The organism is Paenibacillus sp. 7523-1 (genome assembly GCF_002276415.1).
Classification (GTDB): domain Bacteria; phylum Bacillota; class Bacilli; order Paenibacillales; family Paenibacillaceae; genus Paenibacillus; species Paenibacillus illinoisensis_A.
Genome location: NZ_NPBR01000024.1, coordinates 109525 through 123824, shown reverse-complemented (window position 1 = coordinate 123824; position 14300 = coordinate 109525). Strand labels below are relative to the sequence as shown.

The 14300-nt window shown below is 48.0% G+C and carries 11 protein-coding genes; 3 read left to right on the top strand and 8 right to left on the bottom strand.

Annotated features, from left to right (window positions below):
- Nucleotides 1–58 precede the first annotated feature (58 nt).
- Together CHH60_RS24120 and CHH60_RS24115 are read right to left on the bottom strand one after the other, a co-directional pair.
- The gene (locus CHH60_RS24120; protein WP_095361662.1) at nucleotides 59–1669 is read right to left on the bottom strand and encodes a gamma-glutamyltransferase family protein; all 1611 of its coding nucleotides are present in this window, start codon (nucleotides 1667–1669) and stop codon (nucleotides 59–61) included.
- A gap of 192 nt (nucleotides 1670–1861) precedes the next feature.
- Nucleotides 1862–2761 (bottom strand): glucose 1-dehydrogenase, encoded by a 900-nt coding sequence (locus tag CHH60_RS24115; RefSeq protein ID WP_095361531.1) that lies wholly within the window; start codon nucleotides 2759–2761, stop codon nucleotides 1862–1864.
- 156 nt (nucleotides 2762–2917) lie between these two features.
- Between CHH60_RS24115 and fosB the strand changes: the two genes are divergently transcribed.
- Entirely contained in the window at nucleotides 2918–3337 is a 420-nt protein-coding gene (gene fosB, locus CHH60_RS24110) for a metallothiol transferase FosB (RefSeq protein ID WP_095361530.1), read from the top strand.
- 134 nt (nucleotides 3338–3471) lie between these two features.
- Nucleotides 3472–5289: a S9 family peptidase gene (locus tag CHH60_RS24105; protein WP_095361529.1), complete on the top strand. Its 1818-nt coding sequence runs from the start codon at nucleotides 3472–3474 to the stop codon at nucleotides 5287–5289.
- A 117-nt stretch (nucleotides 5290–5406) separates the two neighbouring features.
- Here the strand turns inward: CHH60_RS24105 and CHH60_RS24100 are convergent, their stop codons facing one another.
- The 4 genes from CHH60_RS24100 to CHH60_RS24085 all read right to left on the bottom strand — a co-directional run bounded on the left by CHH60_RS24100 (nucleotide 5407) and on the right by CHH60_RS24085 (nucleotide 11104).
- Entirely contained in the window at nucleotides 5407–6441 is a 1035-nt protein-coding gene (locus CHH60_RS24100; RefSeq protein WP_095361528.1) for an aminoglycoside phosphotransferase family protein, read from the bottom strand.
- 29 nt (nucleotides 6442–6470) lie between these two features.
- Nucleotides 6471–7430, bottom strand: a complete 960-nt coding sequence (locus CHH60_RS24095; protein ID WP_095361527.1) for an SMI1/KNR4 family protein — start codon at nucleotides 7428–7430, stop codon at nucleotides 6471–6473.
- 153 nt (nucleotides 7431–7583) lie between these two features.
- Entirely contained in the window at nucleotides 7584–8615 is a 1032-nt protein-coding gene (locus CHH60_RS24090) for a ribonucleotide-diphosphate reductase subunit beta (RefSeq protein WP_095361526.1), read from the bottom strand.
- Between the two features lie 155 nt (nucleotides 8616–8770).
- Entirely contained in the window at nucleotides 8771–11104 is a 2334-nt protein-coding gene (locus tag CHH60_RS24085; RefSeq protein ID WP_095361525.1) for a ribonucleoside-diphosphate reductase subunit alpha, read from the bottom strand.
- A gap of 750 nt (nucleotides 11105–11854) precedes the next feature.
- On the opposite strand from CHH60_RS24085, the gene CHH60_RS24080 reads away from it, so the two are divergent.
- Complete coding sequence (locus CHH60_RS24080; protein ID WP_095291795.1) at nucleotides 11855–12181, top strand: MTH1187 family thiamine-binding protein; 327 nt, start codon at nucleotides 11855–11857, stop codon at nucleotides 12179–12181.
- Between the two features lie 145 nt (nucleotides 12182–12326).
- Here CHH60_RS24080 and CHH60_RS24075 read toward each other — a convergent pair whose 3' ends face one another.
- Both CHH60_RS24075 and CHH60_RS24070 read right to left on the bottom strand, forming a co-directional pair.
- Nucleotides 12327–12848, bottom strand: coding sequence for a stalk domain-containing protein (locus CHH60_RS24075; RefSeq protein WP_249281219.1), 522 nt, complete (start codon nucleotides 12846–12848; stop codon nucleotides 12327–12329).
- A 318-nt stretch (nucleotides 12849–13166) separates the two neighbouring features.
- Nucleotides 13167–14279 carry a PsbP-related protein gene (locus tag CHH60_RS24070; protein ID WP_095361524.1) on the bottom strand — a complete coding sequence of 371 codons (1113 nt, stop codon included), beginning with the start codon at nucleotides 14277–14279 and terminating at the stop codon, nucleotides 13167–13169.
- Nucleotides 14280–14300 lie beyond the last annotated feature (21 nt).

The window sequence follows — 14300 nt, the reverse complement described above, 5'->3', positions numbered from 1 at the left end:
ACGGTTGCTTCTGTCTACGATACTGCTCACCAAAAATACAGTTTTAAGCTGAGCTGTATTACCATGCAGCCACCGATCCGTCTGTCCGGCTTTCGGTGCCAGCGCATAGTACCCCGCTGGTTGGGTCACGCCATATAATCTGGCCGCGTCCAAACATGGAAGGGTCGAGAGCAACCTGAATATCATGCCCTTTGCGGGCAAGTGCTTGTGCAATATGCTGCGGAAAGCCGGGCTCGACCAGTATCGTTTTGCCTTTTGTCCACTGCCACCTTGGAGAATCCAGTGCTGCCTGTGGATTCAAGTGGAAGTCTACTGTGTTCATGACAACCTGCACGTGGCCCTGAGGCTGCATGAAACCACCCATGACCCCGAATGGGCCAACTGCTTCATCACCGCGCGTAAGGAACCCAGGAATGATTGTATGATAGGTGCGTTTGCCTGGCTCCAGGGCGTTTGCATGAATCGGATCGAGAGAGAAATTGTGGCCCCGATTTTGCAGGGCGATACCTGTTCCCGGTACGACCAGCCCGGAGCCGAAGCCCATATAATTGCTCTGAATGAAGGAAACCATGTTGCCCTCACCGTCAGCCGCAGCGAGGTATACCGTACCGCTTCCCTTTGGATCGCCTGCTTCAGGCATGCGTGCCATGTCCCCAATGAGTTTGCGCCGCTCTTCCGCATACGCTTCGGATAGGAGCTCCTTCACCGTGACGCCCATCTTCCGTTCCTCGGTAATATATTTCTCTCCATCGGCGAATGCGAGTTTCATCGCTTCGAGCTGTCTGTGGTACCCGAGCACGGATTCTTTTTCATCAAAGTTGAATCCTTTGAGCAGATTGAGCGCTGAGAGGGCAATCAGTCCCTGACCGTTTGGCGGGATCTCCCAGACATCGTAGCCACGATAGGAAACCGAGATGGGATCGATCCATTCAGGCTGAAAGGCCGCCAGATCGTCCTTGGTTAGGTAGCCGCCATGCTCTGCCATAAACGAATGAATGCGCTCCGCCAGTTCTCCTTCGTAAAAGTCACGTGCGCTGCTCTCGCCGATTCGGCGAAGTGTATTCGCGTGATCCGGCGAACGCCACATCTCGCCCGCGGCCGGAACACGCCCGCCTGGAGCGAATGTCTCAAACCAAGCACGCCCGGCTGCCCCGTCGCCCTGGCGTGCATAAATGTCCGCTGCCCGTGCCCAGTGGCGGGCCAGCCCAGGCGCAAGCGGGTAACCTTCCTCCGCGTAGCGGATAGCCGGTTCCAGCGCTTCCGCCAGCGTGAGCCGCCCGAAGCGGCGGCTCAGCTCAGCCCAGCCTGCCGGTGCGCCAGGCACCGTCACCGGGATGACCCCAAGCTTCGGCATCTCCGAATGGCCTGCCGCCTTGAGCGCCTCAATGGATATGCCCTGAGGCGCAGGACCGCTGGCATTCAGGCCGTGCAGCTTGCCCTCGGTCCAGACGAGGGCAAAGGCATCGCCCCCAATGCCATTGGACGTTGGCTCCAGCACGGTGAGCGCAGCAGCCGTTGCGATCGCGGCATCAATGGCGTTGCCGCCCTTTTTTAACACATCCAGACCTGCTTGTGCTGCAAGAGGCTGCGAAGTGGCGACCATGCCTTTGTTGGCATAGACGGGCACACGATAAGAGGGGTACGGTTGATAGAGTGGATCATAGATCATCAGACGGTTCAGCTCCTTGTCCCAAGATGTCTGGTTCCGGTATACCGGATGCTTAACTCCTAACCCACTTCGGAACAAGATCCTGATTCTCCTGCTGAACTTGCCAATTTCAACCTGACATGGACGATAAATCGGTTAAGTAAGTACACCATATTTTTGCTTCATACCTATTAATTTTCACCACACCTGACCTTAGGTGGTCACCATATCGCCGCCGTTGATATGAATGCATTCACCGGTTACGTACGAAGAATCACGCGATGCGAGATAGACATAGGCCGCTGCCAGTTCATAGGGCTGGCCTGCACGACCCATCGGCGTTTCGGTTCCAAATACCTGCACATCTTCAGCAGAGAAGCTGGAGGGAATAAGAGGGGTCCAGATTGGACCTGGAGCTACACAATTAACCCGAATTCCCTGAGAAGCCAGTGATTTGGCGAGTACGCGTGTCAGAGAGACAACAGCCCCTTTGGTGGAGGAGTAGTCAATCAGCTGCACATTGCCCTTATAGGCTGTAATGGAAGCCGTGTTGATGATGGAAGCCCCTTTGCACATATGCGGGAGAGCGGCCTGGATCAGAAAAAAATAGGAAAATACATTGGTCTGGAACGTATGATAGAGCTGTTCCTCCGTAATGTCGACAATACTCGGCTGCACATACTGCACCGCATGATTGTTGACCAGAACATCTATTTTCCCGAAAGTTTCCATTGTAGAACGAATGACCGCATCACAGTTTTTCTTCAGCCGGAGGTCGATCTCAATGAGCAGACAGCGCTGGCCCAGCTCTACAATACGATCCCGAGTCCACTCGGCATCCGTCCGTTCATACAGGTAAGCAATGACTATATCGGCACCTTCCTTGGCATAAGCAATGGCTGCGGCTCTGCCGATTCCACTGTCCCCACCCGTAATGATGGCTACTTTGCCATCCAATTTGCAGCTGCCGATATACGCCGGATCCTCGCTAATGGGTTCAGGTACCATGAGTGTTTCCAGACCTGGCTGCCGATCTTGGTGCTGGGGTGGAAATGCCAGTTTTTGCTCTTTGCAGACCGTCTTCTCACCATAAAAAGGGTAGACAGGATTCATTCGCTTTGCATCCTCCTCGAGCATTCATTGATATGCCTAAGCTATGCGTTTGCCTAGAAGAAGGTGCGTTGAGAGAAGAAGTCATTTGTTTTTTGAAGGAGAAATATACCATAATAAGGATGTGAGTAATCTAAATAGTGGAGGTGTCAGGAGCGAGTGAATATCCAGGGAATTAATCATCTTTGCTTTTCCGTATCCAATCTGGAACGATCCATTACCTTTTATGAGCAGGCTCTCGGTGCCCGAATTCAAGTGAAGGGCCGCAAGCTGGCCTATTTTGAACTGGCTGGTCTCTGGATCGCTTTGAATCAGGAGGATGTTATTCGCAATTATACGGAACGAACCTATACACATATTGCCTTCACTGTGAAGGAAGAGGAGTTTGATCAGTCTGTGCAAGAGCTAAAGGCAGCAGGGGCCGATATTCTTCCTGGCAGAACGCGCGATCCCAGAGATGCAAGGTCTGTTTATTTTACCGATCCCGATGGTCATCTGTTCGAACTGCACACAGGCACCATGAAACAAAGACTGGATTATTATCGTGAAGATAAACCACATATGACTTTTTATACGTAAAAATGAATCAGATAACTCATGTAGAGGAATAGGACATGAGTATTGTGTAAACAATGGAATTTCCTGTAATATGGACAAATATACCTTAATTCACCACCGTTAAATACTTTTGTTCATTCCCAAGGAGGTTTGTCATGCTTCAGTTTCCCAAACCGGATGTAGAGCAGTATTTTCAGACGTATCGCATTTCGCACTTTGCCGTATCGGCTGACGAGAAACGTTTGTTTTTTGACAGCAATCTGAACGGTGAGCCGAATATCTGGGCGATGGATCTGCCGGGTGGCTATCCGTATCCCTTGACGTATTTAAACCAGAGCAGTCAGTTTATTAAGCCTGATCCGCTTGGACGCCATATTCTCACAGGGTTTGATCGGGACGGCGATGAGAACTACCATCTATATGCGCTTAAACCGGAGGGTGGCGTGCCGCTGCCCATTGTGCCTGCAGAGCCGAATGACCGCTGTTATTTCTCGGAGTTGTCCGAGGATGGACAGCGACTGTATTACGTGACGAGTGCGGGTAACCCGAATTATCTCAATTCACGTCGACGCGACCTGGAGACAGGCGAGGATGTGCTGTTGTACAGCGGGGAAGAGGCGACGAGCTATTTGGTTGCGATAAGTCCCGACGAGAAGAGTTTCGTCATTGTGAAAATGTATTCCAATACGTATCAGACAGCGCATCTGCACTTGGAAGGGGAGATTATATCCATTCTGCCCGATTCGGAGAGACAGAGCCAGGTATCCGAAATTCTATTTGCAGATGACCATCGTCTTTTGCTCGTCACCAATGATAAGGAAGAATACTCTTATGTGGCTGAATATAGACTGGATACCCGCGAGTTCCGACCTTTGTGCAAAATTGAAGGGGAGGACGTGGAGCTGATTCGCTGGCATAAGGCATCGAAGACATTGTACTTTTGGACGCTTAGAGGCACGGAAAACCGAATGTACGTCCTGGGCAAAGATGCTGCGCAGCCGCGTCGACTCGACATACCTTTGGATACGGTAGAACAGACGCACGTAACCAAAGCGGGTAATGTATACATTCTTGGTCGGGGTGCGATTCAGCCGCATAATATCTACCGTTTGCCTGCGGGGAGTGATTCTTGGGAATCATTAACGGCCAACCGGGTGACGGGGCTTGATCCGGATGATCTGGTCTATCCTGACCTGGTTCGGTACAACTCCTATGATGGGCTGGAAATCGAGGCACTTTTCTTTAAAGCCAAGGCGGAGCAGGCCAACGGTTACACGGTGTTCTGGCCGCATGGTGGACCACAGGCTTCGGAAGCCAAGTTCTTCCGGCCGATGTTCCAGCTGATGCTGGCACAGGGCTATCATATTTTTGCGCCAAACTTCCGTGGAAGCACCGGGTATGGTGCCGAGTTTGTGAAGATGGTAGAGAGGGACTGGGGCGAGGGGCCAAGGCTGGACTGTGTTGCCGGCATAAATTGGCTGTTTGACCAAGGCATCTCCTCACCAGATCGCCTGTTTGTGGTTGGAGGCAGTTATGGCGGGTACATGACGCTGCTGCTTGCAGGTCGCCATCCCGAGCTGTTCCGGGCAGCAGTCGATATCTTTGGGCCAAGCAACCTGTTTACGTTCCTGGAATCCGTCCCTGAGGATTGGAAACCGATGATGGATAACTGGCTCGGTGACCCCGTTCGCGACCGTGAGCGGTTAACGAAGGACTCACCCATCACTTACCTTGACCAGATGGTAAATCCGATGCTGGTCATTCAAGGCGCGAATGATCCAAGGGTTGTGAAGGCTGAATCGGATCAGATCGTGGCGGCGCTTCAGGGTAAGGGCGTAGACGTGGAGTATATCGTATTGGACGATGAGGGTCATGGCTTCTCCCGAAAGACGAATGAGATTCTTGTGTATCGGCGGATGCTGGAGTTTCTGCAGAAGCATCAGGAAGCGCCTGTAACGCAAGCCCAAGCTTAACTTATCGTTTAACAATTTAGATAGCAAGACAGGATAAAAAACGACCGAAGCAGGGGCAGTCCCTGATTTCGGCCGTTTTTTGGTTTATTCTTATTCGCTGCATACAGATCGGCTGCTCTAATCAATCAATTCAAGCACAGAATCGATAAAGTGCTGTGCCCAGACTGCAAAAGGCAGATCTGCCTCCCATGTGACCCGATTGGTTGCTTTGGCTTCTCCCCATACGAGAATACGCTGATACAGCAGATGGATCCCTAAGCGAACGGCGAATTGTTTGCATCGCTCTTCATCGTCAGCGCAGACAAGTTCCCGGTAAGTGTACAGAAAGCGCTTGGCAAGCTCGGGCTGATTTTTATGTATATACATGGCTGTCATTTTAGTCAGATCTGCCGTACCGTCCCCGAAATAGGAGGTGGTAAAATCAAACAGCCCACTAATGCGCCAGTCGGAAGCATGGCTGCCAACCTTCTGGATGACAAAGTTCTCCACCTTGAAATCTCCCATGACAAAACCCGGAACGGGCATGGACTCAAATGCAGCCTCTGCATGCCTAAGCTGTTCATCCACCCAAGCTATATCTGCATCCGTAATGACAGAGTACCTCTGGGCATCCAGCAGCCAGTGACGGATGGTTCCATACAGCCAGTCGAGATAAGTACCTGCAAAGGGAACAATTCGTTCGGCTATGGGGTCATACTCGCCTGCATCCGGTACTTTCCATCGATGCAGTTCAATCAGGCTATGTGCGAGCATGGAGGCAATCTCTTCTTGCTCATCCTGTCCGAGTGTTGTCTGTAGAGAAGAATCATACAGGTGTTTTCCCGGTAAACGAGGCATGATTGCGTAACTCCAGCCCAGCAAGTCCGTGTTTTTTTGCAGCAGGTAGGGGACGGGTACTGGAATGGCCGTGTGCTTAGCTAACTGCTGGGCGAAAAACTGTTCTTCCTGCAGCTGTCCAACATACAACGGGTTGCCTTTCAGAATATACTCCCCTTGAGAGGTACGGACGAGCAGTGTCTGGCCCATGACTCCCTTTTCGGTTTGTTTGTAATCTTCCAGGATTCCCAAGTCGAATTCATGGAGTGCTTCTTGAAGTGAAGAGAATGCAACATCGCCAATTTGGTGGGTAGCAAAATAAATTCGGGTTGTCATAAGGGCCTCCTGCCGGTTTAGTCCTCGTCCTATTCGTCCAGATCGAATGTTTCCTCATCCACCAGTCCACGAACAAATGCTTCAAAGCTCGGTGCCAGGTAAGTGATCTCATAGTCATCTTCCTGGTCCACATGTACAACGCAGGGCTCACCTTGCGGACCGCAGAAACGATAATCCAGCATCACGACATCATGACCGGCAGATGGACAGTCACAGATCACAATGCCCAGATCAGGATATCCCCAGTCCTCAATCATGAAGCGACTTCCCATTTCTCCGGTAAGGGAATAGGACTTGTCATTCCCAATGCCCATCATGCCGGTAATGGCGATATGATTTTCCGCCCAGGATGTCACTTCTTCCGTAGGAAAAACGGTACGTGCAGGAACTCCACCGTTTTGAGTGTTCATTATTTGAATATAGGAAGCAGGCAGTTTGTAGCCCAGTTCCTGCTCGGTAGAGATAATTTGGCTTTCATCGAAAGGAGAAGAAACATAGCTGCTCTGTGCATAGTCGGTCTGCTCCCAAAACGTGGAGGGATCATAGGAGCCTGAAGCTGCTCTAAGATGGTTCTGGATTCCGCTTTGTTCCCATTCGGCCAGCTTCTCTAGATGACGCTGCCGGTCCCGCTGCATTTTTACAACTTTGGAACGGGTTGAATTCAAAAATTCGAGTGTCGAATCATCATAGGGCTGAAGCCGGTCAGCCTGTTCAAATGCTTGCAATGCCTGATCGTATAGGGCCATATGGTAATAGGCATAACCCAGACGGAATTGCCAGAGCGGATCCCATTTTCCTTGCTCTTCAACGGACTTAAGCTGCTGAATGGCTTCACGGTATTGTGCGCTATTGTTATATGCTCTCGCTAGATGACCTGTCAGGTCATAATTCCGATCGGGTACAGGGATCTGTTCAATGCGTTTGATAATGAGACCAAACAGGTCCTGTTCGTGCCAGGTGTTCAATTGATCAAGGAGTTCTCGTTCCATCCTTTAGCCTCATTTCAATAGGAGATTCAAACCTTCTCCATTATATCCCAGAATTTTCATCCATGGGGAGAAGGGTACAAAACGTAACAAAAACACTCCCATCGAGGGAGTGTTTTATGGATATATTGTGTCTTCTGTATGTTATATCTGAACTTACAAATCGTCGAATCCGTTGTCGTCGCCGACTTTACCATAGTTACGGGATTTCGCCTCGAAGAAGTCTGTTTTTGTTGCATTGAGTGCTTCATCAGAGAAAGGCTTGATCCAAGGCATGCAGTTTACATCCACGCCTTCGTAAGCTTTATCCATGCCCATGAGACGCAGACGTTTGTTGGCGATGTATTTGATGTAATCTTCCAACTCGTTCAGGTCAATTCCACGAACATTGCTGAGCGTGTAGTGTGCCCAGTTGGTTTCCAGCTCGACAGCACGATTGATTGTTTTATAGACATAGTCCATGTTCTCAGGTGTGTTCAGTTCAGGGAAGTCAACAAGCAGCTGCTTGAACACTTCAGCGAAGAAGTAGCAGTGCTGATTCTCATCACGCTGAATGTAAGAGATCATCTGGCTGGTTGCCATCATCTTCTGGTCACGAGCCAGATTGTAGAAGAAGGCGAATGTACTGTAGAAGAAAATACCTTCAAGTACTAAGTCGGCTACCATAGCTTGGAAGAATGTCTGTGGAGACGGCTCGTCCCGGAAGCTTTGATAGATATCGGCGATAAACCGGTTGCGGTCGAGCAGTACGGGATCATGTTTCCAATATTCAAAAATCTCTTTTTGCTCCCGATCAGACACGATGGAAGACAGAACGTAGGAATACGATTGGTTATGAACCACTTCCTGTTGTCCGATAATAGCCGAGATCGCTTCAAGCGAAGAATCAGTGAAGTAGCGTTTAACGTCACCTACAAACATCGTCTGCATGGAATCAAGTACAGCCAGCAGGGAAATGTTGATTTTGAATGTACGCTGTTCTTCCGGATCCAGTTGGGCGAATTGGGATGCATCCTTGGACATTGGAATTTCGTCAGCGATCCAGTGATTGAGCAGCAGTACTTTGTACAGCTTGTACATATGAGGCATGCGAATGTCGTTCCAGTTCAGAATCCCGGAGCATTCACCTTCAATAATTCGAGTCGATTGGTTAGGTGCTTCTGTATTGAAAATTTTCTGTACTTGCATAATCCGTTCACTCCTTAATTCAAACTTTTAGGCATCTATATCAACATCCCTGGGATGCTGTGATCGTAATTTGGGCAAAAAAGTACCAGGGCAGCGCCATTTTGCAATCAAAACAGGATGCCCTGGTGGTCATCGTGAATCTAATAATCTATCGATCAGCTTGCGCAGGAGTCACATTCTTCAATCGTCAATGCACGGCTGCGAACATAATAGGTCGATTTCAGACCCGCTCTCCAGGCATGCAGATGCAGTTCAAGGAACTCCGTTGCTTTGATATCAGGACGGACATACAGGTTGAAGCTTTGTCCCTGATCGACGTGACGTTGACGGGCAGAAGCCATGTTGATGGAAGCATGCTGATCCACCAGGAAGGCCGTTTTATAGTACCAGATGGTTTTGTCCGACAGGTCTGGTGCCGGGTTGGCAATCTTGTACGTTGTTTTCTCTTCATAGGACAACAACTCATAGAGCGGGTCGATACTTGCAGTAGATCCGGCAATGATGGATGTTGAACCATTAGGTGCGATCGCGAACAACCATGCGTTACGTACACCGTTTTGCTGAACTTCAGCCTGCAGCTCTTTCCACTGTTCGGTCGTTACGAATTCGCCTACGCGCTCACCCGTTGTGTAATCACGCTGCTCGAAGTATTTGCCGCTCTCCCAGTCGGAACCTTTGAATTTCGGATAGTGTCCTTTTTCCTTGGACAGTTCCATGCTGGCTTTGACGAGCAGGTAGTTTATTTTTTCGTACAAGTTATCGTTGTAGGTTACAGCCTCATCGGATTCCCAACGGATGCCCTCAAGAGCAAGCAGGTGGTGAAGTCCGAATGTACCTAAACCTACGGCACGGTATTGGCTGTTGGTATATTGGGCTTGCAGTACTTCAATGTTGTTAATGTCAATGACGTTATCCAGCATGCGAACCTGAATCGGTACCAGACGCTCCAGTACGTTATGAGGCACGGCACGTGCCAAGTGAATGGAGTTCAGGTTACAGACCACGAAGTCGCCAGGCACTTTGGAAATCACGATGCGTGTTTGACCATCTTTGGTTACAAGCTCTTCTTTTTCTACTACCGTTGCAGACTGGTTCTGCATGATTTCGGTACAGAGGTTGGAAGAGTAAACCATGCCGTGGGCACTGTTCGGGTTGGAACGGTTAACCGTATCGCGATAGAACATATAAGGCGTACCTGTTTCAAGCTGTGATTTCATCACACGTTTCATAATATCGATGGCTTGTACCGTAATACGGGACAACAGCGGGTGGTTTACCGCTTCTTCATACTTTTGGCGGAATGTGCCTTCGCCAAAGGACTCGTCATAGAAATCTTCCAAGCCGAGTGCGCGGCCGTTTTCGTCTTTCCAGCCCATGACCTTTTTCGTTTCATGCGGGCAGAACAGGCTCCACTCACCGCGGCTGGCTACACGTTCCATGAACAGGTCAGGCAGACATACGCCGTGGAATACGTCATGTGCACGCATCCGCTCGTCACCATTGTTCAGCTTCAGATCCAAGAAGGCCAGAATGTCTTTATGGAAGACGTCCAGGTAAACGGCAATTGCACCTTTGCGTGTTCCCAGTTGATCTACGCTAACTGCTGTATTATTCAATTGGCGAATCCATGGGATTACACCGGAGCTTGTGTTTTTGTGACCACGGATGTCCGAACCACGGGCTCTGACTTTACCGAGGTACACACCGATACCGCCGCCCATTTTGCTAAGTCTAGCTACATCCGTATTGGAATCGAAGATGCCTTCAAGGGAGTCATCCACTGTATCGATGAAGCAGCTGGAGAGTTGGCCAGCCACTTTTTTACCTGCATTGGACATGGTCGGCGTGGCAGCCGTCATATACATGTTGCTCATCGCCCAATAAGCTTCCTTAACCAGGTGCATGCGGTTCTCTGCAGGCTCCTGGTGCATCAGGTACATGGCGATAACCATGTAGCGCTCTTGAGGCAGCTCCATTACTTTGCCGTCAAAGTCGTGTGCGAGATAGCGTTCTGCCAGTGTGAGCAAGCCAATGTAGTCAAAGAGCAAATCGTTGCGGTAATCAATGCATTCCGCCAGTTCGTCAATTTGTTCTTTGGTGTAGCATTCCAATAGTTCTTCACGGTAGATGCCTTTTTTCACAAGGTCTACAAGGAGAGGATGGAATGCACCGTAAGGCTCGTCCGGATAAGATTTGTATCTACGGTTGGTAGCCGCTTTTTTGTAAAGGGAAGTAAGCAGTGAGCGTGCCGCTGCGAATTTCCAGTTCGGCTCCTCTTTGGTTACCAGTTCCAGTGCGCTCATCATAAAAGCGTTACTGATCTCGTCTCCGGTTACTTCGTCACGACGAAGTTTGCTGTTAACCCCGCGTACCAAACGTTCCTTGTCCAGCATGTCCAGTCCTTCCAGGATACGATCGGCATACACCGAGATACGCATATCGTCAAAGGCAAGCTGGCGGTTGTTCGGCTTGATCACAACTTGTGGCATGAATATTCCTCGCTTTCGCATGATTAAGAGATAAATTGGAGAAATTCTTATATAAAGAATTGAGTGTCTTCTTACGGTGAGAAAAAATAGATACATCCAATGGACTGCGGTGGTGACAGCTTGCGCATGCAAAGACCCCGTAACATAGGAGCAGCTTCAGAACATGATCATATAAAAAGCACTCCCCGCCTGACGGCCTGAAAATGCCCATGAATGCACTGGCTTCCTGACAGTCGCAAATGGTATGTCGACCGTGAGGTGCTATTATGTAAGGTTGTGTCCATATCTAGTTGCGACTGTCATAGAGGCAACCGGGTGCAGTCCAAACAGCCCCGTTAACCTCGGCGTCAGTTCTGTTTCGAGAAAGCGATTTACACCTACAGGGACGTGCCTTTGAAGGTGATTCCATCCTGTTTTTCGCGAGATTGCAGAAGATGACTTTCAAAAGTGGGGAAACGCTTTGTCACTACATTTTGTTGCTGTTATCCTACTCTAACCCAACATCTTGTGTTTGTAAACAGGTTCAGCACACTAAAACGTAATTCCGAGTATACCATTTACGGCATGAATCCGCAAAGGAAAAGGACTGGAAGATTTGAAGATTATTCAAAAAAAATTTTTGTCCAAATGGAATGACGTCTTCACGTCAGTTTGAATTGTGACGCCTTCAACTGGTAAAATAAAAATAGTCAAAATTGCACTAAATATAGTGACAACGGTAATCAACGAAGCTAAGGGAGGCGGAGCAGGATGGCAATAGCAGAAGTGACCGTAATTCCAATTGGAACAGGAACGACCAGTCTAAGCAGTTATGTGGCCGACATGCAGGCCGTATTGGAAAACCAGCGTGGCATTACATATCAGCTGACTTCAATGAGCACTATTATCGAAGGACCGCTGAACGAGGTCTTCACAGCCATAGCGGCTCTGCATGAAGCTCCGTTTCTATCGGGCGCCCAGCGGGTCTCTACATCCGTCAAGATTGACGATCGGCGGGATAAACCGGATGCCTCCAGCATACAGAAGCTGCAATCCGTTCAGGACAAGCTGGCATCCCGTGAGGTACGTCCGAATTAGGGGTTAGGATGGGATTGGGCGAATTCCCTATTCTTCGGACAGGGAATATCCTTTCTCTGCAGTAACCAGGTATCTCTTACAGAAGAACAGCACAGGAAAGAGCCTCGCAGGAGACATACCCGGCGAGGCTCTTTATTAAAGTGGATTACTTGATCAAACCAGCTTTTTTCAGATCTCCGCGATTCAATACCAGAGAACCCTGCAATTTTTTGTAACGAATTGTTTTACCCGATGGATCTGCTACCACCTTTTCTTCGTTTTCCTTAAGACCATTCGCATTAACACTCAGAATGGTTTTAAGATTTTTTGATACATTATAGACATCCGCTGAGTCTCCCTTGAGTGCAACGTCATATCCATTGGAGGCAGATAAATCAATTAGAGTAATCCAGTCTGCTTGAGTTTGACTCTTTGCAGAGAATTCGATAGAGCGGGTCGCACTTGCGTAATTTACTTCATAACCAAGAATTTTGGCAGCTTCACGAAGTTGTAGGTATGTATTGCCCTTATACAATAATTGATCGGATGTTACCGATTTGGACTGACCATTAACAATAACTTTGAAGTTCGCCAACGTTGCTTGCACCTTTTGGGAGGTTGCAGCCACAGCCATGGAAGAAGAACCAACTAACATTCCTATAGATAAAGCAAGAATAACTTTTTTCATTTTCACCTTTATCATCAACTCCTATGTAAATGTGTTATACCTGAGAATAATACCCTAATTGGGGATAATTGACACGGGTGAAATATATTATTTTTTTACTTCTTACGAATCATTATGAATGCGATTTATCGCGGGAGTTGTACTTAAAAATAAACATAAATATATAATCGAAATGTAAAATTGGTTCTTACGATTTGTGTTAATGAAGTGTTGATTATGACGAGGGGACTATGTGATTTCGTGTTTATGATAACTAAATGAGGCAGGGAGATGAAAAGAACTCAACCTCCTAGGTTGAGTTCTTATTTGTGCAAGGAATTATTCAGCGATAACCAGTGAAGCTCCAATCAACGTGGAATTGGTAAAACCGCCTCCGACATTTTGGAATGAGTAGTTGGCAATAGGTGCACCGATTACGGTAGCGTAATCTCCATCAAGTAAATCTCCAGTTGTTGCTGGGTATAGTGCTGTAACGTAATTACCGTTATCATCCATAACAAGAACAATTGAAAAAGTTGATCCGAGAGAGTTATCCTCTTCAACCTGAATGACTTGTCCACTGACACTGACGAAATCCTCATAATAGTTAGCCACGTTTTTATTCAGATGTCTGGTTGTAACTTTGGAGTCAACAAGACCTTTTGCCTTTTTGCGAAGATCCGCTGTGCTCGCAGGGAACAAATCGCTATTGCCGGCAATGAAATCATAAGAAGCCTGATCTAATACAGCCGTGTTATCTGTGATAAATGGTGTTAAATCATTGAAGAAATTTGCAGCTGTGCTTTCAGCAACCGTGCTTCCAGCAGTCTGTTCCAAAGGAGCAGAGATGCTTAGGGAATTAATGATTTCGTTAACTGTATCCTGATTATAGGAATCTTTGGAATAGGTTATCGTCATGGTGTAGAGTTCACTATTGGTCGGGATCATGTACTGGACGAGAACTATATCGGTGCCGGAAGTGTGTGTATAGTTTCCTTCCAAAACACCTGCGTTATATTCCTTGTAGGGCTTATTGGTGTAACTAACTTTCTTATAATTGGAAATACCGATAGATGCACCGTTTTGTGTGTAATAGTCTACAACATTATTGGCAAACTCTTCAGGGTTAATTGAACCTGATGGGCTGGATTCAATGGTGAAATTAATGTTATCTGCAAATTGTGATGATGTTGACTGGTCTGAAAATGCTGCTTTAACTGCTGCATTCATTTGACTTGTATCTACGCTTTTCCAGTGATCTGGATAAGAAAATGAGAAGCCTTCCCCACTGTATGTAGTGTATTTGGTAGTCTTAGCCTCGGCAGAGACAGTTTCAGTTGCACTTGTACTTGTTGTTTCTGTAGTTTGTGTGTCTGCTGTTTTGGATGTTTCTGAATTACCGCAAGCACTAAGCAATACAGTTAATGCCAGAATCGTAATAAGTTTTTTCATGATCTCTAATATCCCCTAATG

What these genes read in the sequence shown, in the direction of transcription:
- CHH60_RS24120 (WP_095361662.1), bottom strand. Translation starts at nt 1,669, where the DNA reads ATGATCTATGATCCACTCTATCAACCGTACCCCTCTTATCGTGTGCCC.
- CHH60_RS24115 (WP_095361531.1), bottom strand. Translation starts at nt 2,761, where the DNA reads ATGAATCCTGTCTACCCTTTTTATGGTGAGAAGACGGTCTGCAAAGAG.
- CHH60_RS24105 (WP_095361529.1), top strand. Translation starts at nt 3,472, where the DNA reads ATGCTTCAGTTTCCCAAACCGGATGTAGAGCAGTATTTTCAGACGTAT.
- CHH60_RS24100 (WP_095361528.1), bottom strand. Translation starts at nt 6,441, where the DNA reads ATGACAACCCGAATTTATTTTGCTACCCACCAAATTGGCGATGTTGCA.
- CHH60_RS24095 (WP_095361527.1), bottom strand. Translation starts at nt 7,430, where the DNA reads ATGGAACGAGAACTCCTTGATCAATTGAACACCTGGCACGAACAGGAC.
- CHH60_RS24090 (WP_095361526.1), bottom strand. Translation starts at nt 8,615, where the DNA reads ATGCAAGTACAGAAAATTTTCAATACAGAAGCACCTAACCAATCGACT.
- CHH60_RS24085 (WP_095361525.1), bottom strand. Translation starts at nt 11,104, where the DNA reads ATGCCACAAGTTGTGATCAAGCCGAACAACCGCCAGCTTGCCTTTGAC.
- CHH60_RS24080 (WP_095291795.1), top strand. Translation starts at nt 11,855, where the DNA reads ATGGCAATAGCAGAAGTGACCGTAATTCCAATTGGAACAGGAACGACC.
- CHH60_RS24075 (WP_249281219.1), bottom strand. Translation starts at nt 12,848, where the DNA reads ATGAAAAAAGTTATTCTTGCTTTATCTATAGGAATGTTAGTTGGTTCT.
- CHH60_RS24070 (WP_095361524.1), bottom strand. Translation starts at nt 14,279, where the DNA reads ATGAAAAAACTTATTACGATTCTGGCATTAACTGTATTGCTTAGTGCT.